This window comes from Alteribacter populi (genome assembly GCF_002352765.1).
Lineage (GTDB): Bacteria > Bacillota > Bacilli > Bacillales > Salisediminibacteriaceae > Alteribacter > Alteribacter populi.
In genome coordinates, this window is sequence record NZ_KZ293963.1 from 1,203,222 (window position 1) to 1,227,971 (window position 24,750).

The following is a 24,750-nucleotide window of genomic DNA, read 5'->3' on the forward strand; positions in this document are numbered from 1 at the left end:
ACAGTTTTATATGGAATCAATAAAGTCTGTAACAAATATAACGGCTCTTTTTCTACTTTCACTTGAGTATGACATTTTTCTAGATGCCGTTTGGAAATTGTCATTAAAAATAACAATGATTATTTCTACAAACGAGTCTTTCATAATTCACTTGTTAAAAAAAACACAACTTTATTGTAAAATGCGTATCTCTTTACAGCTTCGTTGGCCTGCATCTGCTCGCTTTCCGCGGACGAACTGCCAAGCCTCCTCGGGAAAGGCGCCCTGCGGGGTCTCGGCTGGCCCATTTTTCCGCAGGAGTCTCACAGATTACGGCCTATTACGTAAGGGGCTAAAAAGACTCTCTTGTTCCTTCCATTTCATTTAGTTTGTTTGAAAAAAATATAAAAAAACGTGAATCCCAGAGTGAGAATTCACGTTCAAAGCTTATGATTTAAAGTAAGTCAGCGGCCATTTGTGCCAGACCTGAGCGTTCTCCTTTTTCTAGCTTTACATGGGCTGTTTCTCCTTGGGATTTCAACCGTTCAGCTACATACGTTAAGCCGTTTGTGTATTCATCTAAATACGGATGATCGATTTGTTTCGGGTCACCCATCAGGACAATTTTGCTTCCTTCCCCGACACGAGTTAAAATCGTCTTCACTTCATGCTTCGTTAAATTTTGTGCTTCATCAATAATGATAAATTGATCAGGGATACTTCTCCCGCGAATATACGTTAAGGCTTCCACTTGGAGTGAACCCATCCCATCTAAAATTTTATCCAATTCCCCTGGCTTTTTAGCATTAAATAAATACTCCAGATTATCGTAAATCGGCTGCATCCAAGGTCGCAATTTTTCTTCTTTTTCTCCAGGTAAATAGCCGATATCCTTCCCCACTGGAACAACAGGCCTTGCCACAAGGAGCTTCTTATATTTTTGCAAGTCTTCAGTCTGATAAAGACCTGCTGCCAAGGAAAGCAGCGTCTTTCCTGTGCCGGCTTTTCCAGCTAATGTGACAAGCGGGATATCGTCTCGCGTGAGGATATCCAACGCCATTCTTTGCTGAACATTTCGCGCTCGGATCCCCCATACTGGGTCATCAGCGGCAATAAACAGCTCTACACATTCATTGTCTTTGTCCACTTTCCCTAACGCTGAACGCGAAGGTGCTGCTTCATCTCGAAAAATATAAAACTGATGTGGCTGGGTAATGGTTCGGGTAAAGTCTGGTTTAACAAGCCTTCTTTTTTCAAAAAGCTCATCCATTTTTTTTGGAGGTAAAAATTTTTCTTCATACCCCTTATACATCCGGTCAAATTGAACAACGCGATCGCTTAAAAAGTCTTCGGTAAACAACCCTAAAGCATCTGCTTTTACGCGCATGAGTGCATCTTTACTAACAAGAACGACCTTTTTCACTAGCGTATTTTCTTCTTCAATTTTTATATTTAATGCTACTGCTAAAATTCGATTATCATTCGTTACTTCCAGAAAAGTTTGCTTCATTTTTTCAAAAGACCGATGGTTTAATTCAACTCTTAATGTACCTCCGCTCGGTAAATTCACTCCTTCATGCAGCTTGCCGTTTTCCCTGAATTCATCTAAGAGCCTAGCAACTTGACGAGCATTTCTTCCTATTTCATCCATATATCGTTTTTTTGAATCAACTTCTTCTAACACAACCGCCGGAATAATAACATCATGTTCATGAAATGAATAAATCGCAAGTGGATCTTGAAGCAGGACGTTTGTATCGAGGACGTAAACGTTTTTCAACTTCTCGCCTCCTGGTTCCAAATAAAATGGATGTTTGGCTACCTTTTGCTTTTAACTACCTTTTATAGAAGCGGTTCCTTTCTTTCTCTGCTTCTTTTACTACTAATGTATGTGTTAGAGAATAAAGATAGACGCTAAAACAAACAATACGAAAAACACCTTTTGAAATGAGGGATCTTCATTGAAAAAATCAATAGCCGCCTTTCTTTTACTTACACTTGTCATAACGGGCTGTCAGCCAGATGGTAATGGGAACACAGACACAGATGACACCCTTGAAGGTCAAACTCGAGGCGAACCGACTGAACATCAATACAACCAGTGGGAAGGGCATTCAGGTAATGAAGTTGCTAACCATTTAGCGAATTTGTGCACAGAGCTCCCGGATATTAGACATGCTACTGCTGTCGTTTTGGGACCTTATGCCGTTGTTGGATTAGACGTTGAACCTGAGATTGATCAATCAGACGTGGGAACGGTTAAACATTCTGCGACTGAAGCCTTAGCTGAGGACCCATATGGTGCTCAAGCTGTAGTCACTGCAGACCCAGACATTACAGCACGTCTTCAAGAGATGCAAAGAGAAATTGCCGATGGACAACCTGTTTCAGGGATTATGGAAGAGCTGGCAGCGATTGTAGGTAGATTAATGCCTATTGCACCAGGACCTGAACACCGAAAAGAATCAGGTGGAGATCCATCAGATGTAAACGATCAGCGTATGGATCAAGAGGAAGAAAACGAAATCGATGACATTCAAAACAAGCAAAGTAAAGGTCGAATGAACAAAGGGAATGATTAATTCATTCTCGCGTTGGCGCCAAGCCTTAGTTACACTTATACTTTACTCCTTTGGAGAAGTTGAAATTTCTTAAAGTACAAAAAAACATGCCATTCCTGTTTCCAAGGAGGTGGCATGTTTTTTATTATCTTGATTGTAAATTTTTCATGGCAGCTAACACTTGACGGTCCAGCCTTTCCGCGGCTTCCTTATCATATGTTTTTTCATATTTCGGTTCCTGAGAAATTCTTGCCCCGTAAAACATGACATCACGAACTTCAGAAACAGTAACTTCGATAAGTGCTAACTTTAAGGGTACGTCTTCGATTTTTTCAGCTGCTACATTGGCAGTTCCAGTAATGGAATATGTAGAGCAGCTACCAATCAATGTCAACGTCACTACAGGCTGATTTCGAATATTTTGGACAATGCGCGAACGGTTGTCAATTGCAAAGCGGATCGTGTCTTTATTCTGAGCAAAAACCCAAGAGATCGCATTTACATTCGGACCTCCCGTTTCATAGTCAACGGTAGCTAGTGTTACATACCGCTCTTGCTGTAAAAGAGGGAGTAAGTCATCAGTTAAAGATGTTTCCACTTGATTTGCCATGAAATAGCCTCCTTTATCTTTTATAATACTACTATACCTAGTTTTTCATGAACTTAAAACCGCTGAATGTAAACACTTGATACTATTTTCCCTGGGGGGATTTCCTTGACAAAAAAGCAAAATGAAACCGAAGAAATCGAACGTTTAGTCAAACAACTTGAGCATTATACGCGACGATTAGAAAAATTTGAAAGGTTGGATCACCAATTACATAAAATCAGCTATGCCTTGGAAAGGTCAAAAGTTTCAGATATCCTCTTGAATTATACAAATCCAAGACGAGTGTTTTTTACTAACGTCCTCGTTGGCATTGGGCGAGGACTGGGACTCACGATCGGTACCGTAATTGTATTATCCCTTCTCGGGCTTCTCTTAAGACAATTTGTAGATTTTCCATTAATCGGGGATTGGATTAGCACTTTGTTGGATTATGTTGACCATGAGGACAGGCCCTCACCGTAATGTATCCTGAGTAGATATCGTGAAAATCGATGCTTTCTGTTATACTATAAATACCATTATTTTAAAAATTGATTTTTTTGCTTCTATTGAACACGCATTTCTAGTTAGTTATATAGTTAAATATGGAAAAGTAAGTTGAGGTGTGTTATGAGAGTCCAATGCGTTTTATGTAATACCGTTGAAAATATCGATGACTATTCTCCATTAGCAAAACGGTTAAGAAACCGGCCGATTCATACGTATATGTGTAAAAAGTGTGAAGAAAGAATCACTGAACGAACAAACGAACGAAAAGCAACCGGGAATTTCCGGACATATGAAGAAAAGAAAGACGAAGACGAATGGCTTATTTAAAACGCCATTCGTCTTTTAGTTATTCAAACTCTTTACTTTTTGACAAGAAAAGCGCAAGGCCCACGTGTACCCGACGACATGCAAATGTTCTGTTATAAAGAGTCTTAACATTATTCAGCTGTTTGCTGTTCTTCATTATCTGATTTTTTATGACGCTTTAGCTGTAAACGATATACACCCAACACTATCGCTGCTACAAACAGTGATTCAATGATCGGTAAGGAAAAAGCCAAAAAGGTAATGAAAATGTTACCAAACAACATCATCACATATACAACAACCGCTTTTAATACAGGCAACTTCCTTGAGAAGCCTAAATTAAATACGAGAACCGTTAGTATATTTACAAAGAGATAAAGCATCCCAAAAACAAACAAAAATGACTCAGGGTCTTGTCCACCTAACAACTCAGCTAATGGCGATAAGTTGAATTCCTCTGGCGTCTCTTGAGTTGACAAAAGCATGTACGTCAGTCCTCCAATATAAAAACTCGTTGAAAACTTTCAAAACAACGTCATTATACCACACTTTTCTCTTTTAGGTCTCCCTTCATTACAATAGCTGTGTCCTTGATACAAAAAAAAGATCTTAACTTTTCAAGAAAGCGTTTTTTCGGTAAACTTAAAGAAGCAGAGAGGAGTGACGTCACATGAAACCTTTTCATTGGCCATTATTTATCATGGCTGCACTATCAGCATTTGGAATCGCTGGAATCGGTATCGGCCTAGCTGAAGGAAGTCTGTGGATTATACTCGGAGCGATTCTTGTTACCGGGATTTGTGTTCGCGGCGGCTTTTCGATCCGCAATAAAATGTACGGAAATTAACGATTCATTATATAAGGTTAACAAAGCAATGGCTTCACTCATTGCATCAAGGGAGTCTCAAAAGGCCAGTACTGTCCTGAGACTCCCGCTTTATTTTTATTCGTGAATTTCACGAATAACTTCCTTATAAATATGAGGATTCGCAGCTAATAAAGTGTCTTTTCCTAGGAAGGTCAATTCTTTTCCTTTATAGTTTGTTGCTTGACCTTGGACCTCTTGGAGAATGACTGATCCTCCAGCGATATCCCATGGGGCAAGATTGAAGCTAATATAGGCATCCAACCGTCCACAGGCAACATAAGCAATTTCCAATGCTGCAGCGCCATAGGACCGGACGGCTCTTGATTTTTCCACTAAAGTCTCTAGCCTTCTGTCTTTTAACACCCACCCAACATTAAAACTTAGGATCGACTCCTCTAAGGACACTTTCGGCAGGACCGGCAAAGCTTCTTCATTTAAAAAAGCTCCTTGACCTTTTACTGCTGTAAACATTTCATCAGCCATGACGTCATAAACAATGCCGACCATTCCGATTCCTTCATGAAATATTCCTAAAGAAATCGCAAAGTAGCACTGTTGGTGGACAAAGTTGACCGTCCCGTCAATCGGATCTATTATCCACACCGTTCCAACTAAGTCTTTCACATCGTCTCCAAGTCCTTCTTCACCCATAATCCGGTGATTAGGATAGGATTCTCTAATTTTGTCTTTATAAAAGGCCTCTGTTTGCCGGTCTACATCGGTCACAAGGTCATGCTGGTGGGCTTTTGTATGTACTTCAAAGGTGTCCCCCATCGATTTCCGGATACTTTCTCCGGCTTCCTTTGTCCATTGTTTCGCTTGTAAGAATAAACGCTGCCAATCCTGATGTGCCAAAATAGTTCCTCCTCAATAGTGAGCAATTGGTTTATTACACATATATCATAAAGTTCAGTACAGTTGCAAATAAGCTCGTTTATATTGTGAATGTACGAGACATCACTGCTGCATGATCGTCTAAAAACAATAGGCTTTTAGATGATTGTTGCTATTTGTATTTTAAAGTTAAGCTTAACAATAAAGAAACGCATGTGATTTTCGTTAAAAACCCATGCGTTAACCTTTTGATTTACTTGTTTGCACCTCTGAAGGAAACTTTCTTTCAGATCAAGCTCTTACTTTCTACTGTATTATGCTTCCAACCGAATCCATTCATTTCGAAGTAGCTCCAATATTCGCTTACTTTTTTCTACTTGTTTGTGATCGTTGACTTGCATTGCGTCAAAAAGTGTCTGGAGCTCATAGTCAATTTCCAATTTTAAAACAGGGATTCGTTGTTCACCGTCTCGTCTTTTTAGTGTTTGAATGACTTTTTCCAAGTTCTCCACACCCCTTTGCGTTATTAATCAGATATTCAAAAGGTAGACAATCAAAGCCAAGAAGGTCTTGAAGTTGAACTAACAATTCGCATGCTTAGGTTCCTGGACTTGTTATACCATTTTAAATTGTCGTGGCCTACGATTTATGTCCACACCCCTTTGGATTACTATAGATTATGAGAATCATCTTAATGTTGCAACAAATTCTTTTATTATTTTTTCATTCCACTATTTCCGCTTCTGTAAACCTTCTTCTTGTACTTGGTGCAAGATTTTTTATATTAGATTCCTCTTTGTGATACACTATCCACATAAAGTAATGGTTCAAAAAGTAGGAAACAAGACAAACAGATTCCCGAATTTTTGAACAACCTCTTACGGGAAGGAGTTTTATAAGGATGGGTTTTTCTGGCTTTACTCAAAAGGATTTTGATGTGTTTACCATAGAAGGTCTTGAACCGAGAATGGACGCAATCATAAAGCATGTTCGACCAAAACTTGAAGAACTAGGGGAACACTTTTCAGACTGGTTAACTAAGCGAACAGGTGAAGATATGTACCCGCACGTTGCTAAACATGCACGTAGAAAGGTGAATCCCCCCAATGATACATGGGTAGCTGTGGCAAACAGTAAGCGGGGCTATAAAAAATTGCCACATTTCCAGATCGGACTCTTTGAATCTCACGTATTCGTATGGTTTGCCGTGATTTATGAGTCTCCGATTAAAAAAGAATTCGGACAAGCGTTGCACGAACAAAAAACTGAAATGATCAATCATATTCCTGATACTTTCGTATGGTCAGTGGATCACATGAAACCAGAAGCACAGTCACACGGTACTTTAGCGAGTGAGGATTTTGATGAAATGTTCTCCCGCTTAGAAAATGTGAAGAAATCAGAGCTATTATGCGGAATTCATGTTCCACGAACGAGCGAAACGACTCAAGATGGTGAAGCGTTTATTAAAACGGTGGAACAAGCATTTGAACAGCTCATGCCACTTTACCAAATCGCTCAACGAGTAAGTGAGTAAGTTGCATACTGCGTTTTCAATAACTACCGAACCGTAAATTATAGTACTATCTAAATACCACTAGGGGTGCCAAAATAGGCTGAGACAAAGGAGTTCCTTTAATCCCTTCGAACCTGATCTAGTTAAAACTAGCGTAGGAAAGTGGAATGATGATTACATTTAAGGACATTGAATGTCTTTCGTGTAGCGTCGTTTCACTCATGTGAAGCGGCGCTATTTTATTTTTTTTCCTTCTAAAACGTAACACGATGAAAGGATGATTAGATGGATAAAAAAATCATCGCATTAAAACAGAAAATCGAAAGCGAATCTCCTCTCATTCATAACATGACGAATGTGGTTGTCACAAATTTCACAGCAAATGGGCTATATGCCATCGGTGCATCCCCGGTTATGTCTTATGCAAAAGAGGAAGTAGCTGATATGGCTGCGATTGCCCAAGGTCTCGTATTAAATATCGGTACGTTAACACCTACCCAAGTAGAAGCGATGCATATTGCTGGTCGGTCGGCTAATGAGCATGAGGTCTCCACCTTTTTGGACCCAGTCGGTGTAGGAGCAACAGCGTATCGAACAAAGACAGCCAAAAACCTTTTGTCAGAGCTCGAGATCTCTTTTATTCGCGGGAACTTAGGAGAAGTCAGTAACCTTGTAGATGAAAAGATTGAGATGAAAGGCGTTGATTCTAAAAAACAACATGACAATGCTCTCTTGATCGCTCAGAAAGCGGCTAGACAATATCGGACCAATGTGGTTTTGACTGGAAAAACGGACATTATTACCGATGGGGCCAAAACATACTTTGTCCACAACGGAACACCTATGCTAACAAAAGTAACCGGAACCGGCTGCCTCCTTACTTCTGTTATGTCAGCCTTTGTCGCAGTTGGGCAAGACCCTCTCGAAGCGGCAGCGGGTGCCGTTTCATATTACGCTATTGCAGCTGAAATAGCAGCTGATAAAGTAACCGCTCAAGGGGAAAGCTTCGGACATTTTCAAGTTCACTTTATCGATCAATTAGCAGACGTTTCACAAAAAGAAATAGCCAAGAGATTATCAATTGAAGTATGGGAGGAGAAATAATTGAACAAAACAGCATTAACGATTGCAGGGTCAGATTCAGGCGGTGGTGCCGGGATTCAAGCTGACCTAAAAACATTCCAGGAGCATAACGTATTTGGAACGAGTGCATTAACAGCAATAACAGCTCAAAATACGCAAGGAGTTCAAGGAGTCTACCCGGTTGAAATTGACGGTCTTGTAAAGCAACTTGACGCCATTGGTGAAGACTTTCCTGTTCACGCAGTAAAAACCGGGATGCTATTTGATGAAAATCGAATAGAAGTCATTGTCGACGCTATCAAAAAGTACAAATGGAACAACATTGTCGTAGACCCTGTCATGATCGCTAAAGGGGGCGACAGCCTGCTTAGTGAACAAGCACATCAAACGATCATCGATCAGCTTCTCCCCCTTTCTCACGTCGTTACTCCGAACATTCCTGAAGCTGAAGTTCTCACTGGTAAATCCATTCAAACGTTGGCAGATCGAAAGCAAGCTGCCTACCAACTCTTTGAGCTTGGTGTTAAAAACGTTGTCATTAAAGGAGGGCATGATCGGTCTGGTAAAAATGCTATTGACCTCTTATACGACGGGTCAACATTTACCTATTTTGAGCTACCACGGATCGAATCCAAAAACACGCACGGTACGGGTTGTACATTTGCAGCTGCGATTGCATCAGAATTGGCTCTTGGCACTTCGGTTGTCGAAGCTGTGAAAAAAGCGAAAACCTATATCCAAATGGCAATAGCTTACACCGTTCCAATTGGCACTGGACATGGTCCAACACATCACGGAGCTGTTAAGCAATTTCCACAAGAAGCGTTTCGACTAACAGAAGAGGTCAAACAATGGGAAGAGTAACGAAAGAAAATCTTGCTAAGCAGCTCCAAGTGTACTTCATTGCTGGGAGTAAGGATTGTGCGTCCCCTCTCCCTCTTGTTTTACATGAAGCGATTCAAGGAGGAATGACGATCTTCCAGTTTCGTGAAAAAGGAGCCGGTTCATTAACAGGGGAAATGAAAGAAGCATTGGCGCTGCAATTATATACTCAATGCCAACAAGCCGGCATTCCGTTTATCATTAACGACCATATCGATCTCGCTGTTTCGATTGACGCCGACGGGCTTCATATAGGTCAGGAGGATGTTGATGTAAAAACAGCGAGAAAACGAATTGGAAAGAACAAAATTCTCGGTGTTTCCATTCATTCCATAGAAGAAGCTTATGAAGCCGTTAACCACGGTGCCGACTATTTAGGGATCGGACCGCTCTTTGAAACTTCGTCTAAAGAGGATGCAAATGAAGTGACAGGCCCGAATTGGGTACGAGAATTAAGGGCAAATGGAATTGACCTCCCTATTGTAGGTATCGGCGGGATTACAGCAGAAAATGGTGGTGAGGTTCTTCGTGCAGGTGCGAATGGCCTAGCGGTAATTTCTGCAATTTCTAAGGCAGCTTCTCCTTATCAAGCTGCACGCGAGTTTAGGCAGCTATATAATCATGATTGAGTAAAGACTCAGCTGTTTTTTTGGCATCAAAGTGTAGGTCTTGTTCTTTTTCTCCACATCAGCTACGGACGGACGCTCCGCCAAGCGTTAGTTGTTCTTATACGTGCAAGAAAAGCGCATCGCCTAGAGCTAACAATGAAACGTAGATTATTAAATTTATTAACTCACAGGAAAAGTATCAAGACCCACTAGATAGGGGAGGTGCTAAACGAGCAGCACCTCCCCACTGTTTTCTATATCTGTTTATGTAGTGAAGGTATTCTGTAAATAAAAAATGTACGCTCGTCCAATCACTTGGCTTCCATCAAACCCAATGAGCTCACCCTCACCTATGAACTGGTCAGCCATTCCTGAAGCATTACGATTGTTCCAGGCATTTATTCATTGTTGGAAGAGTGATTCGACTTCTTCTGATACTGATGATTCCAATCACTTTCACTCCTAACATTGTATCCAAATTTGAGCGTAGGCAAGCAAATGCTTGCCCTTCGCTTTAAGGAATGATATTGCTATTCCTTCATTTTAATAATCGACTCTTCTAAATCTTTCGCCTTTTTCACGACGTGATAGGGAGACTGTCCAGTTTGTTTTTCATACTCTTTAAAGGATTGCTTTTCTTCGGCCTTCGAAGGAACAACCTTTTTGTAGCTTTTGTAAAGAGCCGCTAGTAAATCGCGGTCCACCCCTTTGTTATAAGCTTGATCGATGGCCTCAAAGAAATTCACCACATCAACAACCTCTTCTTTTGACCACTCTACAGAAATCGGAATATTTACTTCACCTTTCATAACGTAACACCTCAAATCAAAATTCAATTATAGAGCTAATACGACCACAGCATTTTTTTACAAAATGTGTGAAAAAACTTCCCCTGTGGATAGTAATTTGATATACTCTGTTTGTTTTATACTAAGGATAACAAAGAGTACACCTCTTTGAAACTTCCCAACATCACATTGAAAGAACTTAGAGAGGAAGAACAAAGGCGCGGTAGCAACCATATCATGAGCTTATGCCTTTTGTCCTCTTTTTGAAACAACAAGAGGTGAAAATAAATTGAACAAAACTGAGCAAAGTGTAACACCATTATTTGACGGACTGTTGGAGCATGCCAAAACAAATCCAACCCAGTTTCACATTCCAGGGCACAAAAAAGGTACAGGAATGGACCCACAGTTCCGTGATTTTATTGGTATGAATGCCTTGTCGATTGACTTAATCAACATCGCTCCTCTCGATGATTTACACCACCCTCAAGGGATGATTAAAAAGGCACAGGAACTAGCAGCAGAAGCCTTTGGCGCTGACTACACCTTTTTCTCCGTTCAAGGGACAAGCGGTGCGATTATGACGATGATCATGAGTGTGTGTGGACCTGGAGATAAAATTATTGTTCCACGAAATGTTCACAAATCCATTATGAGTGCGATTGTCTTTTCTGGAGCAACGCCCATTTTTATCCACCCGGAAATTGATGATGTTTTAGGGATTTCCCATGGGATAACGACGGACTCTGTTAAGAAAGCGTTAAAAACTCATCCAGATGCGAAAGGTCTTCTTGTCATAAACCCGACGTATTTCGGAGTGTCTGCTAATTTAAGAGAAATCGTCAATATGGCTCACAGCTATAATATCCCTGTGCTTGTCGATGAAGCGCACGGTGTCCACATTCACTTTCATGACGCGCTTCCATTATCAGCTATGCAAGCAGGGGCGGATATGGCAGCAACAAGTGTGCACAAATTAGGAGGATCTTTAACGCAAAGCTCTGTCCTAAATGTGAAAAAGGGGTTAGTCAATCCAGACCGTATTCAAAGCATTATTAGTATGCTTACAACCACGTCAACATCTTACTTACTTCTCGCTTCATTGGATGCTGCACGAAGACACTTAGCAATGAATGGCAAAACATTCATTGCAGAAGCGATTACACTCGCTAATCATACACGAAAAGTAATTAGTGAGATCCCTGGATTTAATTGTTACGGCTCGGAAATGCTCGATGACCAAGCAATTTATGACATCGACCCAACTAAAATCACGATTTCAGTTAAAGAATTAGGAATCAGTGGTTATGAAGTTGAAGTTTGGCTTCGTGATCACTATCAAATCGAAGTTGAGCTTTCTGATTTGTACAATATTCTTTGTATTATTTCATTTGGAGATGACGCTAAAACAGTACAAAAACTGATTGATGCCTTAACGAAATTATCCGAGGAACAGCTGCAAAGTCATAAAATTGAACAGAAAAGTGAACTTTCTGTATCTGTCCCAAACATTCCAATACTTGCTTTATCGCCGCGGGATGCCTTTTATTCGGAAACTGAGACGATTCCCCTTGATGAATCACCGGGTAGAATTAGTGCCGAATTTGTGATGGTTTATCCTCCAGGAATCCCGATCCTTATCCCTGGTGAAATTATTGAAGAAGAAAACCTGCAGTACATTGAAAAAAATATCGAAGCTGGACTTCCAGTACAAGGACCCGAAGATGCAACACTCACCTATATTCGCGTAATCACCGAACGCAAACCGATAATTTAGAGGCTGCTGAATAAGGAGCATACGCCTGCGTAGCAAGAGGAAGCTGAAGCGTTGCCTGCGGAAAGCGAAGCCTTGGAAGCGGCACCCTTTGTATTTGAGTTCTAGAGTTATTCAGTAATCCCTAATTTAGAGAGTACAAAAAAAGCTGCTTCTCAAAACGTGTTTGAGAAGCAGCTTTTATTTTAATGAAGACAAACAATGTTCCTCTTTTTAGCCTTCTTGTTCAGTATTAGACAGGGATACTTCATCGGTACAATGCTCACAGCAGTTTCCATATAATGTAGAAACCTTTTCACTATCATAATGTTCAATTACCTTCTCGCAGCTTTGACAAACAATGACACCCATGTAGCTCCACTCCTTTTAAGTTTACTTTAAATCCTGTAAGCGCTTTCTGATATTTATTATAGTATGACATATTAACACTGTCAATTACTTATATCACTTTATTGTATGTTATTTATAACCAATGTGTCATACTAATCAAACAAAAATAAGAGGCTATCTCAAAGGTTAAGAAAATCCTTTTAAGATACCCTGTAAGAAAAGCGCAAGGCGCCCGTTACCCCATGAAAATTCCTGTCCGATAAAACTTTTTATTTTTGATCGGGCGGGTTATTTGACACGAGTCGATGACGTCTTGCGCTAGACACAGAAACGTGGATTTTTATGTTTTCTTAAATCTTAAAAAGAAACTTGGGAACTTTTTTATAATAGCTTTCTTTTTACTTCTACAAAACGTGATAGTTCTTCTAAAAATAGCAAGTCCTGCTCTGTGACCGTATAATATGCCGCTGAAATTTTTAAAGAAAAAATGTAACGGATTTTTCCATCATCACATATGGGAATGTGAAGTGTTTGTTTATTATCCTGTCTTAATATAACGGAACGGTTTGCCAAACAAATGTTTAAAGCCCCATCCCCAAAATGGCCATCCCCTCCTAAAACGAAGGAATTGCCATAAAAATGAAGAGGTTTGACTTTCTGACAGTCTACACGATAAATAACAATAGTGAGGATTCGCTTTGTCCCATCGAAAATAGCCTGACCTACTTTACCAATAAAGTCTTGTTGACTTACAGCATAATCATAAGCTCGACCGACCTCTAATCGCAGTTCATCGAGAAGATCAGATTTGTTCATCGCTAATACCACCTGCCGTTTTATCCTTGATCCGATATCTTCATGGTTGTTAGAGCATATCACAGGATCATAAAAAAACATGTCGTCTTTTGTCTGATCGATTCATTTCACTCAAATTTTTTTAGTTTTTATCATCTTTTTCCATATTTCTGAAAGGGTGGCATTTATTGAGTCCTCGGTTTTTCCTTGTAATTCTGGGGTGCTCAGTACTTAGTGGGCAATCTCCCACCTTCTGAGGTTGCTCTACTTCAGCAAGCTCTTGTTATTATAAAGCCCGCTATGAGATTCATAGCGGGCGGAGTTATTGATATTTTTAGTTTACGTATTATTTTTTGTGGGTCACTTTTTCCATTTAACCCCATATTTCTAATAAAACGTCCTTTACTTCTGGTAATGAAAATGGCTCCCAAAAATACTCTCCATAAATTAATAGGTCATGATGGAGGTGTAGACCGCTATCGTCTTGATTTACAGCGCCACTTGTACCGGAATTGCCTACATAACCGATAACAGTTTCTGAATCAATTTGATCACCTAATTTCAAGCCTTCTGGGATATCATCAAGATGGGCAAATCGATTCATTACACCGTTATCATATTGAACCCAGACTTGTTGGCCTCTTAGCCTGTCCAATAAATATTCAGGTGTGAATCCTAATTCAGCCGTATGTGCTAACTGCTCATCTCGCGCTTCTGGGGAGGAGAATTCTTCATAACCATGATCAACTCTTACTACAGTCCCTTCTGCCATTCCGTAAATCGGCGTGTCCGTGGTAATTTCAACACCTGAGGCGTAATCATACCAATCGATGCCTTCATGATATCCATTACGATAGTCTCTTGGAGCACCCGGCAAATGGCTTTCTACCGTACTGACAGTGGCGTCTTCAATCGGATAATCTAAAAATGAAAGGTACTCAATCATCTCTTCTACTTCCATAGAGTGGATATCAACTGGGTCTTCGTTTGTTGCGATTGCTTCAACTGCTTCATCGTTATAAACAAAAGCTAGTTGTTCTTCATCAGACTCCATGACATCAGCTTCTAAACCTTCTGTTAAAAAGGATAGCGGTAAATGAGGGATTTCATCGTCATCAAGAATGATCGTGATTTCTTCGTTAGCTAAATACAAACCGTTTCGTTCTAACACCGGTACGCCATAAATAAGGTAATATTCTTGTTCGTGAATGTTCATGCTTAACGTTCTGTGGGTTTCGTCATATTCATATTCACCGTCTACTTGATCGATGAGGTGCTCGACTTCAATGACTTCTTGATCATCTATAGTAACCGTGTCGAGATAAAAGTCTGCCTCGGGCTCTTCATTACCTTCTTCTGTCTGATCTCCGTTTTCACGCTCAGTTTCTCCATCATTATTAGCATTCTCTTGGGAATCTTCTGGTTCCCCTTCTTGCGTACAAGCGACTAATAGCGTCGTTATTAATAAAAGTACAATAAGTTTTTTCATCGTCAAACCCTTTCCTATCGCTGATCTTTCTAGTTGTAATTGGTTTCAATGCGAGCGGGATCTAATGGTTCATAGCCTTTTTCTCTTAATCCAATGACAATGTCTTCTAAAGCTTCACTTGTAAACGAACGGTCGTGCATGAGCAAATTAGCGCCATTTCTTAAGAGGTCTGTTTCAACCATAATATCAGCAAGCGGATCTGCCTCCATATACTCCGGTTCAAAGTCATAGCCATAAGACCAGTTCATGGCTACCATCCCCTCGTCTTCTAAGACTTGGTTAGAGTAATCTGTGTTTGCACCGAATGGCGCTCGGAAGAAATTCGGCCTTTCACCGATAATTTCTTCGACTAAGTCATTTAATTCGACAATTTCATTATATTGTTCTTCTTCTGAGAGATCGTTTAAATTAGGGTGATTCATCGTATGGTTGCCAATTTCAAAGCCAAGTTCATATATTTCTGTTAATTGATCTTTCCCCTCATCTGACTGAAGAAAATGGCCATTAACAAAGAAAATAGCTCCTGCGTCAAGTTCTTTTAATGTTTCTGCCATTTCCACTCCATGGTCCTCTGGAGCATCATCAATGGTTAAAAGAACAACTTGCTCGTCCCCGTCTTCTTCCAAAGGGCGAACAGTATAGTCTTCTGCTATATAATGGGTGACTTCCACTTCTTCTGATTCCTCAGATAACTCGCCCTCATCCTCCCTTTCCTCAGAATCTACTGGATCCTCGGTTTTGTCTTGATCATTTTTATCTATATCTTCAGCTTCTGCGCTTTCATATTGATTGTCTTCATCTTCGCCTGCCACTTCACTCTCAGGATTTTCAGAACTGCACGCTACCACGAGTGACAAAGCAAATATCGCCATGATTTTTTTCACAATAATCGACCTCTCAATCATTATTCTCTTTTGCATTCTACCATAAAACACTAGTAGGGGATAAGCCTCTACGATCCAAATAAGGCATAAGATGTGAAGAATTTTCAAATACTACAATCGTACCCTTATCTATATGCCTTACTTCAATAAAGCTTGCTAAAAAGCATGACTTAATTCCTATTTCATTGTTTCACTCTCTCTTTTATTGGGTAATAGTTAAACGGTAGCAAACTTAATAAATAGGATACAAATAAACCTGATAAGAGCTTATCATTGTACTCTTAACTGAATTATGGTAGCTTAAATAATGTTGTCTTCATTTCTGGCTGCCATATTTATACAACAGCATAAGAAAGGTGGAATATTTAGTGAAAAAACTAACGCCAGTATTCATTATATCTCTCGTTATTGCCGTTGCTTTTATATTGTGGGGTGTCATCGCTTCAGAAAATATGGAAAGCGTGACAACAGATATTCAAGCATTTATTACCGGACAATTCGGTTGGTTTTATTTATTAGCAGCGACTGGATTTGTTGCGTTTGCCATTTACCTTATCTTTAGCCCTATTGGACGGATAAAATTAGGCGATGAAGATGAAGAGCCTGAATACAATTACCCTACGTGGTTCGCATTTCTATTTACAGCAGGTATGGGGATCGGACTTGTATTTTGGGGTGCAGCAGAACCGATGTATCATTTATTTACACCGCCGCCAGCTGAGAATATTTCTGATGACGCTACTGCTGCTGGTATCGCATTACGATATTCATTTTTCCATTGGGGCGTACACCCATGGGCTATCTATTCAGTAGTCGCTCTGGCGCTTGCGTATTTTAAATTTCGAAAAAAATCTCCTGCTGTTATGAGTGCAGCGTTTGAACCATTACTAGGGGATCGGGTTAATGGTCCCATTGGAACCACGATTAATGTAATCGTGGTATTTGCCACAATTTTTGGTGTAGCCACTTCTTTAGGGTTTGGTACAGCACAAATTGGTGGAGGAATTGCCGATATTTCTGAAGGTATCTCTAATAACATCGGCCTTCAACTGGGAATCATTGCAGTCGTCACAGTTTTATACATGATCTCGTCCCAAACGGGTCTGGACGTGGGAATTAAATACTTAAGTCGAGCAAATATCGTTTTAGCATTCCTGTTAATGCTCTTCCTTTTATTTGCCGGCCCGACAAATTACATTATGAATGCTTTCACACAGACATTTGGAAGCTACCTACAAAACTTTATCGGCATGAGTTTTCGGATTGATACGTTTAATCCAGAAAGCACCTGGGTCGAGGATTGGACGATCTTTTACTGGGCATGGTGGATTGCGTGGGCTCCATTCGTAGGAACCTTTATCGCAAGAGTCTCCCGAGGTCGAACGATCCGTGAATTTGTTCTTGGTGTCATTGCAGTCCCAACCATCTTCGGTGCTTTATGGTTTTCCGTTTTCGGTGGAACTGCGATGAATCTTCAATTAGAGCAAGGCATCGATATTTACCAAACCATTGCTGATTCAGGAGAAGAATCCGCACTGTTTGCCGTACTTAGTCAGTTTAACTTCGGAACAGTTATGTCGATCGTAGCGATTTTATTAATTGCTTCTTTCTTCATTACATCTGCAGACTCAGCAACTTTCGTTTTAGGCATGCAGACAACAAACGGGAGCTTAAATCCTCCAAACAAAGTGAAATTTATTTGGGGCCTTGTTCAATCTTCCACTGCCGCTGTTTTATTATTATCTGGGGGTCTAGCAGCATTACAGACCGCATCGATCATAGCCGCATTTCCATTTGCGATTATTATGATCTTTATGATTATTAGTTTAATGAAAGCTTTACGAACAGAAAAAATTCCTCCACGAAAATAAAGGGAAGTAACGAGTAAAGAGTATCACAAAAGGTCGTTTTTTGACCTTTTGTGATACTCTTCTTTTGATTTTATCCCTATTCCCATGACATAAGTAACAAAGCTTTCATTTAGATAACATTTCAGTTACGATCGTTTATTTCTGTCTCTTCCATGCTACACTTTTGGCAAGTCATGTTTTGGAAAATTTATTCTTGGGATATTAACGATCGCTCGCTGACCTTTGTATAAAAGAGAGGAATGGTTATGGTGCGAACAGAAAAAGCGGTTCTCCTTACCTTTTTCTTAGCAATCATCATAAGCTGTATGGGATGTCAATCAGATAGGACGAGTGCTGATTATTCAATATTGGGTATACCTGGTGAGATTGTGACCGTGTTGTTTTCTGATGAGGAACAAATTGAAAACGAGTCGGATTATTATGATGCCATATTAGATTTTCAGCGAATCCATCCTGATTATATTCAATCTATAACTGTTGTTTCGCCTAATGAAGAGGACTTAGTAGAAGCGTACCATATTGAATCTTTTCCTACTCTTATCGTATTGATTGATAATGACATGACAACAAGGATTGAAGGTAATCTCACTCGAGCACAGATTTTCAATCACTTAGTAAGCGAATTAAATATCGACGAACAAGATCAAATTTCTTAATATTTACTAGATAAGAACTCTGGGATCATACTCCTAGGGTTTTATTTATGTAGACTGTACCCTTAATTTTAGCAATGCGTCTTTAAATTTAAAGATTGAATGAATTTAATAATAGAAAATTATAACATGAGTTTTTCTTAATCTAAACTGCACCCGTTACATTAGCTAGAGCCTTGCCAACTTTAAATTAATCGACAAAGTAAAAAAGGTCGCACGATAATGTGCGACCTTTTCCATTCAATACTGTTATTTTACAATGTGTACCGGCATACCGAGTGCAACTTCTGCTGTTTCCATTGTAATCTCACCAAGTGATGGGTGAGCGTGAATGGTTAGTGCTAAGTCTTCTGCTGTCATGCCAGCTTCAATTGCTACAGATGCTTCTGCAATCATATCTGATGCACTTGTGCCTGCAATTTGAACACCAAGAACTAAACCGTCTTCTTTTCGTGTCACCATTTTCACAAAGCCGTCAGTAGCATTTAAGGACAGCGCTCGTCCATTTGCTGCAAATGGGAACTTCGCGACCTCTACTTCAAAACCTTCTTCTTTAGCTTGTTTTTCATCCAAGCCAACTGTTGCAAGCTCAGGATTTGAAAATACGACGGCCGGAATCGCTGTGTAATCAATTTCAGCAGGCTCTCCTGAAATAGCCTCTGCAGCTACTTTCGCTTCATAAGACGCTTTATGTGCGAGCTGTGGTCCGTCTACGATATCACCAATTGCGTAAATATTTTTTACAGAAGTACGGCACTGCTTGTCAATTTTAATAAGACCTTTGTCATCAAGCTCAACACCTGCTTGTTCTAAACCAAGCTCTTCTGTATTTGGTTTACGGCCAACAGTAACAAGAAGATAGCTTCCTTCAAACTCTTCTTCTTTTCCTTTTACCTCCGCTTTAACTTTAACACCGCTGTCTGTTTCTTCAACGCTTTGTGCGAAAGCTTCTGTTTTAATCGTTACGCCATTTTTCTTAAGACGTTTTGCAACTAGCTGGCTCATTTGTTTTTCGAAGCCAGGAAGGATTGCTTTTGTACCTTCTAGGATCGTTACTTCTGACCCAAGGTCAGCATAAGCAGAACCAAGTTCAATTCCGATATATCCGCCACCGATTACAATGAGTTTCTCAGGTACTTCTGTAAGGCTCAATGCCCCTGTGGAAGAAACAACACGGTCAGTGTATTTAAATGCAGGTAGTTCAACAGGACTAGACCCTGTTGCTACGATACAATCTTTGAACTTATATGTTTGTGAATTCTTTTCATCCATAATTCGAACCGTTGAATCATCAACGAAGTAAGCTTCACCTTTTACAATGTCAACACTGTTTCCTTTTAAAAGTCCTTCAACGCCGCCCGTTAATTTTTCTACAACGGACTGCTTCCATTTTTGCACCTTTGTAAAGTCAAGGTTGACTTTATCGACTGTAATTCCCATGTCATCGGAATGACCGGCACTGTGGAAACGGTGTCCCGCTTCGATTAATGCTTTAGAAGGAATACAACCAACGTTTAAACAAACGCCGCCTAGGGTCCCTTTCTCTACGATCGTAACTTTTTGCCCGAGTTGAGCTGCACGAATTGCAGCTACATATCCCCCGGGACCGGAGCCTACGACAAGCGTGTCTACTTCAACCGGAAAATCTCCTACTACCATAAATTAGCCCTCCATTACAAGTAATTGTGGATCATTCAACAAGCGCTTAATGTGGTTCAATGCATGCTGAGCTGTCGCACCATCAATGATACGATGATCGAAGCTTAATGACAAGGCAATAACTGGAGCTACGACAACTTCACCATCACGAACAACAGCTTTTTCTTGAATTCTTCCTAGACCAAGGATCGCAACTTCTGGATGGTTAATGACCGGCGTAAACCATTGTCCGCCTGCAGATCCGATGTTCGTAATCGTGCAAGAAGCACCTTTCATTTCATCAGAGGCGAGTGACCCTTCACGTGCTTTTGTTGCAAGCTCGTTAATTTGATCAGAAATTTTGAAGATTGACTTACGGTCGGTATCTTTTACAACAGGAACGAGAAGTCCTTTTTCTGTGTCGGCTGCAATTCCAATGTTGTAGTAGTGCTTATGAACGATCTCATCAGTAGAATCGTCAACTGACGTGTTAAGCATTGGGTATTCACGTAAAGCAGAAGTTAATGCTTTTACAACGTAAGGCAAGTAAGTTAACTTAATTCCTTTCTCTTGCGCCACTGGCTTGAACGTTTTACGGTGAGCGACGAGTGCGGAAACGTCGATTTCATCCATTAAAGTGACGTGAGGAGCAGTGTGCTTGGAATTAACCATCGCTTTTGAGATCGCTTTACGAATTCCGGACATTTTCTCACGCGTTTCCATTTCTTCATTAGCAGGTGAGTATGAAGGTACGGATTTCTTCTCTTGTTGATGATCTTTAGCAGGTGCAGCATCTTGCGTTGGTACTTGTGCAGCTTCATCACCTTTTGTTAAGAAGTTGTCAACATCCTCTTTTAACACACGGCCATTTTTTCCGCTTCCGTTCACTTTACGGATGTTTACGTCTTTTTCACGTGCATATTTACGAACTGAAGGCATCGCAATAACGCGGCGGTTCTCGTCGACTTCTTTGTCTTGAGCAGCTGGTTCCGCTTTTTCTTCGCTCTTGTCTTTTGTTTTCTCTTCTTTTGGTTCTTCTTTAGGCGCTTCTGGTGTTTCTTCTTCGCCTCCTTCATCCGCTGGTGGTTCAGCTTCTGTTTCGAATGTAATGATGACTGTTCCAACCGTTGTTACGGTTCCTTCATCGATGTGAAGTTTTTTTACAGTTCCATCAACAGGGGAAGGGATTTCAACGACAGCTTTGTCATTTTGAACTTCACAAAGCACATCATCTTCTTTTATTTCATCGCCTTCTTTAACTTCCCATTTTACGATTTCACCTTCGTGAATTCCTTCACCTATATCCGGCATTTTAAACTCGTATGCCACAAATAACGCCTCCATTTCTTATCGCTTAGGGATAGCTGAAGACCGTCTAACGCGCGAACGGTCTCCAGTTCAACTTTATCGTTTCGATCGATTAAAATTCGATGACTTGTTTTGATTTTTCAACAATGTCTTTGTAGCTTGGTAACCAAGTATCCTCTGCTGCACCAAATGGGTAAACAGTATCAGGAGAAGTTACCCGTAACACAGGTGCTTCTAGACTTAAGATTGCACGTTCCGTAATTTCCGCCACAACATTGGCAGCAATACCCGCTTGCTTTTGAGCTTCTTGAACGACGATAGCACGGTTCGTTTTTTCAACAGACTCGAGAATCGTGTCAATGTCGATTGGACTTACTGTACGAAGGTCGATAACTTCAGCATCGATGCCGTCTTTTTCAAGCTCTTCTGCAGCTTTTAGAGAAGAATGAACCATTGCACCGTATGTAACGATTGTTACGTCTTTCCCTTCACGTTTCACATCCGCTTTACCGATTTCTACTGTGTATTCTTCTTCAGGAACTTCATCACGGAAAGAACGGTACAGCTTCATGTGCTCTAAGTAAACGACCGGATCGTTGTCACGGATCGCAGAGATTAATAATCCTTTTGCATCGTAAGGAGTGGAAGGGATCACGACTTTCAACCCAGGGGATTGCGCCATAAGTCCTTCTAAGCTATCTGCGTGAAGTTCAGGTGTCTTAACGCCGCCTCCGAATGGCGCACGAATGGTTACTGGTGAGTGATATACGCCGCCGGAACGATAACGCATACGAGCCATTTGTGCTGCGACAGCGTCGAACGTTTCGAAAACGAATCCGAAGAACTGGATTTCCATAACAGGACGGAAGCCTGTTACACCTAGGCCAGCAGCTAAACCGCCGATTCCGGACTCAGCCAGTGGTGTATCGAATACACGGTCTTCACCAAATTCTTTTTGAAGTCCTTCCGTAGCACGGAAAACCCCGCCGTTTTGACCGACGTCTTCACCGAATACAAGTACGCTTTCGTCGTTCTTAAGTTCATTGCGCATCGCATCCGTAATCGCTTGAATCATTGTCATTTGCGCCATAGCTTACTTCGACTCCTTTTCTTTATATTCTTCCATTTGCTCCTTTAGGTTTTGCGGAAGTTCTTCACCCATAATGCCGATGAGATCCGTTACTTTCTGCTTAGGAGCATTATCTGCTTTTTTAATTGCTTCTTTAATGTCTTCTTTCGCTTGTTCAACGATCTTATTTTCTTCGTCTTCTGTCCATAGATCTTTAGATTCTAAGAATTTACGGAAACGAACAATTGGATCTTTTTGTTCCCATTTGTCATCTAATTCAGATGAACGGTAACGAGTTGGGTCATCCCCTGCCATTGTGTGAGGACCGTAACGGTACGTTAACGTTTCAATTAAAGTAGGACCGTTGCCGTCAAGACCACGTTTACGCGCTTCCTTCGTTACGGCATAAACAGCAAGAATATCCATACCATCTACTTGTACTCCGTGAATACCCGCTGCAACTGCTTTTTGTGCAATCGTTTTTGCTGCTGATTGTTCTTCAACAGGAACAGAAATGGCAAATCGGTTGTTTTGAACAACAAAAATTCCTGGCACGTTGTATGCACCTGCAAAGTTAATCCCTTCATAGAAATCTCCTTGCGAAGATCCACCGTCACCTGTATAAGTAATCGCTACTGTTTCAGTATTTTTACGCTTAAGTCCCATCGCGACTCCAGCAGTTTGAGTAATTTGAGCACCGATAATGATTTGTGGCATCATGACGTTAACACCATCTGGCATTTGGCCACCATGGAAATGTCCACGAGACCATAAAAACGCTTGATCTAACGGTACACCATGGTAAACAATCTGAGGAATGTCACGGTAACCCGGTAAAATCCAGTCTTGCTTATCTAACGCAAATTGTGAACCAATCATTGAAGCCTCTTGCCCTGCAACAGGTGCATAGAAACCAAGTCGACCTTGACGGTTCAAAGAAATAGCACGTTGGTCCCAAATTCGGGTATAAACCATACGTGTCATAAGTTCCTTTAATTCCTCATCTGAAAGGTCCGGCACCGCATCTTTATTAACGATTTCACCGTCTTCATTTAATATTTGGAAGGTTTCAAACTGACTCTCAATGTCTTTTAATTCTTTCGTTTTTTCCATGAATCCTTTCACCTCTTCCTTTCTACTCACATTTAAAGTTGCCTAAACAACACATTAAAAAGCTAATGTTTTCTAGATCATGTGCGCCATTGTTAGAATGCCCATCTTTTTTTAGAAAACAAGCTCTTCTGACAAAAATCTCTAAAACCTTTAATGGTTGTATACCCAATCTAAATTCTTGTTAATCCAAACAGAAAGAAAATGCTCTGCTCAGGAGTTACTGTATTAATCGTAATCCAAAATGAGTGATACAACTTATCATTCGACATTTAGTTTACATGATCGTTTTAACCCTAGTCAATCCTTTTGCATTTGAATTTCTAGTTTTTTCTCTTTCGTTACGCTGAACACCTCAAGGTATCTGTTATATATAAAATAATCTTCTGTTACACACAGCAGCTAATCATGCATTTTAAGAGCTTTTTAAAAGCAAGATCGTTTACAGGAGGCTTGGCGGTTCGTCCGCGGAAAGCGAGCAGATGCAGGCCTACGGAGCTCCATAAAGATACGCTTTTTTGAAGTGTGTGCTTTTTTAAACAAATGAATTATGAAAGTGATTCAACTATAAAAAAAGACACTCACGATTGAGTGCCTTACGCAGGTTCTTCTACATTTAAATCCGCTGTCTCATAAAAATCTCTTTTGGCATCATTGTAGTCTGCGGTTCGTTCATTAAATTCCGTATTTAACTCATTGATACGGTTGTAGGCTTCATTTACCTGGTCGTGCTGCTCTTGAAGTTCTTCTATCGTTAGGTCTTCTTGCTTCATCATTTCATACAATTCCACATCCATATCAATGGTATCCATATACTCATCGAATAGTTCTTCATATGCACTATAACGCTCGTCCATCTCATTAATCATCGCGTCAGCCTTTTCTTGAAGTTCTTCAGGTATGTCATCAACGTAATCACTCACAAGTTGGAACTCTTGATAAGCCTCGTCAATGCTGTCTTTTTCATTATTAAGTAAACTCCTTCGTTCTTCTGCTGATTCGATTGCTTCATCAGCTAGTGGGGTGATCTCTTCAACTTCTGTTAGCGTTAGCATCTCATCATAAAGCTCATGCTCTCTTTGTTCAGCTTCTGTTAGTGGTGTTTGCTGCTCTTGAAATACTTGCTCTTTTTCTACCGCACTTTCTAGATGCTCGTGCATTTGCATTGCTGTGTCGTCTCCGAAACAACCAGTTAGAACGGTCGCTATCGAGATCACACCCAGCATTTTTATCCCTTTCTTCACGAACGTGAGCCTCCTTCAAATAACTCTGTTTGTTCTACCATTATCAACCTATCTTAATTCA

26 protein-coding genes and 1 riboswitch are annotated in these 24,750 nt (G+C 40.5%); of the genes, 11 read left to right on the forward strand and 15 right to left on the reverse strand.

Going from position 1 to position 24,750, the window contains the following annotated elements; genetic code table 11:
• Positions 1-433: 433 nt before the first annotated feature.
• Complete coding sequence (locus CDZ94_RS05855; RefSeq protein WP_096435576.1) at positions 434-1,759, reverse strand: PhoH family protein; 1,326 nt, start codon at positions 1,757-1,759, stop codon at positions 434-436.
• Between the two features lie 181 nt (positions 1,760-1,940).
• On the opposite strand from CDZ94_RS05855, the gene CDZ94_RS05860 reads away from it, so the two are divergent.
• Positions 1,941-2,561 carry a YhcN/YlaJ family sporulation lipoprotein gene (locus CDZ94_RS05860; protein WP_096435577.1) on the forward strand — a complete coding sequence of 207 codons (621 nt, stop codon included), beginning with the start codon at positions 1,941-1,943 and terminating at the stop codon, positions 2,559-2,561.
• 124 nt (positions 2,562-2,685) lie between these two features.
• Here CDZ94_RS05860 and CDZ94_RS05865 read toward each other — a convergent pair whose 3' ends face one another.
• The gene (locus tag CDZ94_RS05865; RefSeq protein WP_096435578.1) at positions 2,686-3,150 is read right to left on the reverse strand and encodes a pyridoxamine 5'-phosphate oxidase family protein; all 465 of its coding nucleotides are present in this window, start codon (positions 3,148-3,150) and stop codon (positions 2,686-2,688) included.
• A gap of 105 nt (positions 3,151-3,255) precedes the next feature.
• Between CDZ94_RS05865 and CDZ94_RS05870 the strand changes: the two genes are divergently transcribed.
• Both CDZ94_RS05870 and CDZ94_RS05875 read left to right on the forward strand, forming a co-directional pair.
• On the forward strand, positions 3,256-3,612 hold the full coding sequence (locus CDZ94_RS05870) for a DUF5665 domain-containing protein (protein ID WP_096435579.1): 357 nt from the start codon (positions 3,256-3,258) through the stop codon (positions 3,610-3,612).
• A gap of 147 nt (positions 3,613-3,759) precedes the next feature.
• A complete protein-coding gene (locus CDZ94_RS05875; protein WP_096435580.1) occupies positions 3,760-3,966 on the forward strand; it encodes a YlaI family protein in 207 nt (68 codons plus the stop codon).
• Between the two features lie 110 nt (positions 3,967-4,076).
• On the opposite strand, the gene CDZ94_RS05880 is transcribed toward CDZ94_RS05875, so the two are convergent.
• Positions 4,077-4,430 carry a YlaH-like family protein gene (locus tag CDZ94_RS05880; RefSeq protein ID WP_096435581.1) on the reverse strand — a complete coding sequence of 118 codons (354 nt, stop codon included), beginning with the start codon at positions 4,428-4,430 and terminating at the stop codon, positions 4,077-4,079.
• A 185-nt stretch (positions 4,431-4,615) separates the two neighbouring features.
• Here CDZ94_RS05880 and CDZ94_RS21175 point away from each other — a divergent pair, with 185 nt between their 5' ends.
• The gene (locus tag CDZ94_RS21175) at positions 4,616-4,792 is read left to right on the forward strand and encodes a DUF5325 family protein (RefSeq protein WP_157811956.1); all 177 of its coding nucleotides are present in this window, start codon (positions 4,616-4,618) and stop codon (positions 4,790-4,792) included.
• Between the two features lie 96 nt (positions 4,793-4,888).
• Here CDZ94_RS21175 and CDZ94_RS05885 read toward each other — a convergent pair whose 3' ends face one another.
• Both CDZ94_RS05885 and CDZ94_RS05890 read right to left on the reverse strand, forming a co-directional pair.
• Entirely contained in the window at positions 4,889-5,668 is a 780-nt protein-coding gene (locus tag CDZ94_RS05885) for an inositol monophosphatase family protein (protein WP_096435582.1), read from the reverse strand.
• A gap of 293 nt (positions 5,669-5,961) precedes the next feature.
• On the reverse strand, positions 5,962-6,150 hold the full coding sequence (locus tag CDZ94_RS05890) for a hypothetical protein (protein WP_096435583.1): 189 nt from the start codon (positions 6,148-6,150) through the stop codon (positions 5,962-5,964).
• Positions 6,151-6,548: 398 nt separating this feature from the next.
• Between CDZ94_RS05890 and CDZ94_RS05895 the strand changes: the two genes are divergently transcribed.
• The 4 genes from CDZ94_RS05895 (at position 6,549) to thiE (ending at position 9,757) form a co-directional block, all read left to right on the forward strand.
• Positions 6,549-7,184 carry a YktB family protein gene (locus CDZ94_RS05895; RefSeq protein WP_096435584.1) on the forward strand — a complete coding sequence of 212 codons (636 nt, stop codon included), beginning with the start codon at positions 6,549-6,551 and terminating at the stop codon, positions 7,182-7,184.
• A gap of 52 nt (positions 7,185-7,236) precedes the next feature.
• Positions 7,237-7,341: riboswitch (TPP riboswitch) on the forward strand.
• A 107-nt stretch (positions 7,342-7,448) separates the two neighbouring features.
• Entirely contained in the window at positions 7,449-8,267 is an 819-nt protein-coding gene (gene thiM, locus CDZ94_RS05900) for a hydroxyethylthiazole kinase (RefSeq protein ID WP_096435585.1), read from the forward strand.
• A complete protein-coding gene (gene thiD / locus CDZ94_RS05905) occupies positions 8,268-9,110 on the forward strand; it encodes a bifunctional hydroxymethylpyrimidine kinase/phosphomethylpyrimidine kinase (RefSeq protein WP_096435586.1) in 843 nt (280 codons plus the stop codon). It begins immediately after the preceding gene.
• Entirely contained in the window at positions 9,098-9,757 is a 660-nt protein-coding gene (gene thiE / locus CDZ94_RS05910; protein ID WP_096435587.1) for a thiamine phosphate synthase, read from the forward strand. The genes thiD and thiE overlap by 13 nt, the downstream gene beginning before the upstream one ends.
• Positions 9,758-10,266: 509 nt before the next feature.
• Here the strand turns inward: thiE and CDZ94_RS05915 are convergent.
• The gene (locus CDZ94_RS05915) at positions 10,267-10,545 is read right to left on the reverse strand and encodes a UPF0223 family protein (protein WP_096435588.1); all 279 of its coding nucleotides are present in this window, start codon (positions 10,543-10,545) and stop codon (positions 10,267-10,269) included.
• 268 nt (positions 10,546-10,813) lie between these two features.
• Between CDZ94_RS05915 and CDZ94_RS05920 the strand changes: the two genes are divergently transcribed.
• Positions 10,814-12,301, forward strand: coding sequence for an aminotransferase class I/II-fold pyridoxal phosphate-dependent enzyme (locus CDZ94_RS05920; protein WP_096435589.1), 1,488 nt, complete (start codon positions 10,814-10,816; stop codon positions 12,299-12,301).
• 210 nt (positions 12,302-12,511) lie between these two features.
• Here the strand turns inward: CDZ94_RS05920 and CDZ94_RS05925 are convergent, their stop codons facing one another.
• The 4 genes from CDZ94_RS05925 to CDZ94_RS05940 all read right to left on the reverse strand — a co-directional run bounded on the left by CDZ94_RS05925 (position 12,512) and on the right by CDZ94_RS05940 (position 15,796).
• Positions 12,512-12,649: a GapA-binding peptide SR1P gene (locus CDZ94_RS05925; RefSeq protein ID WP_096435590.1), complete on the reverse strand. Its 138-nt coding sequence runs from the start codon at positions 12,647-12,649 to the stop codon at positions 12,512-12,514.
• Between the two features lie 360 nt (positions 12,650-13,009).
• A complete protein-coding gene (locus tag CDZ94_RS05930; protein WP_096435591.1) occupies positions 13,010-13,444 on the reverse strand; it encodes a hypothetical protein in 435 nt (144 codons plus the stop codon).
• Between the two features lie 352 nt (positions 13,445-13,796).
• Positions 13,797-14,912, reverse strand: a complete 1,116-nt coding sequence (locus tag CDZ94_RS05935) for a M23 family metallopeptidase (protein WP_096435592.1) — start codon at positions 14,910-14,912, stop codon at positions 13,797-13,799.
• Positions 14,913-14,941: 29 nt separating this feature from the next.
• On the reverse strand, positions 14,942-15,796 hold the full coding sequence (locus CDZ94_RS05940) for a polysaccharide deacetylase family protein (protein WP_232735735.1): 855 nt from the start codon (positions 15,794-15,796) through the stop codon (positions 14,942-14,944).
• A 368-nt stretch (positions 15,797-16,164) separates the two neighbouring features.
• Between CDZ94_RS05940 and CDZ94_RS05945 the strand changes: the two genes are divergently transcribed.
• Together CDZ94_RS05945 and CDZ94_RS05950 are read left to right on the forward strand one after the other, a co-directional pair.
• A complete protein-coding gene (locus CDZ94_RS05945) occupies positions 16,165-17,667 on the forward strand; it encodes a glycine betaine uptake BCCT transporter (RefSeq protein WP_096435594.1) in 1,503 nt (500 codons plus the stop codon).
• Between the two features lie 245 nt (positions 17,668-17,912).
• Positions 17,913-18,323 carry a hypothetical protein gene (locus tag CDZ94_RS05950; RefSeq protein ID WP_096435595.1) on the forward strand — a complete coding sequence of 137 codons (411 nt, stop codon included), beginning with the start codon at positions 17,913-17,915 and terminating at the stop codon, positions 18,321-18,323.
• Between the two features lie 246 nt (positions 18,324-18,569).
• Here the strand turns inward: CDZ94_RS05950 and lpdA are convergent, their stop codons facing one another.
• The 5 genes from lpdA to CDZ94_RS05975 form a co-directional block, all read right to left on the reverse strand.
• A complete protein-coding gene (lpdA, locus tag CDZ94_RS05955) occupies positions 18,570-19,979 on the reverse strand; it encodes a dihydrolipoyl dehydrogenase (protein ID WP_096435596.1) in 1,410 nt (469 codons plus the stop codon).
• Between the two features lie 3 nt (positions 19,980-19,982).
• The gene (locus CDZ94_RS05960; protein WP_096435597.1) at positions 19,983-21,287 is read right to left on the reverse strand and encodes a dihydrolipoamide acetyltransferase family protein; all 1,305 of its coding nucleotides are present in this window, start codon (positions 21,285-21,287) and stop codon (positions 19,983-19,985) included.
• Between the two features lie 91 nt (positions 21,288-21,378).
• Entirely contained in the window at positions 21,379-22,356 is a 978-nt protein-coding gene (locus tag CDZ94_RS05965; RefSeq protein ID WP_096435598.1) for an alpha-ketoacid dehydrogenase subunit beta, read from the reverse strand.
• 3 nt (positions 22,357-22,359) lie between these two features.
• Positions 22,360-23,448 carry a pyruvate dehydrogenase (acetyl-transferring) E1 component subunit alpha gene (pdhA, locus tag CDZ94_RS05970; RefSeq protein WP_096435599.1) on the reverse strand — a complete coding sequence of 363 codons (1,089 nt, stop codon included), beginning with the start codon at positions 23,446-23,448 and terminating at the stop codon, positions 22,360-22,362.
• A 593-nt stretch (positions 23,449-24,041) separates the two neighbouring features.
• Positions 24,042-24,689: a YkyA family protein gene (locus CDZ94_RS05975; protein ID WP_096435600.1), complete on the reverse strand. Its 648-nt coding sequence runs from the start codon at positions 24,687-24,689 to the stop codon at positions 24,042-24,044.
• Positions 24,690-24,750: the final 61 nt, after the last annotated feature.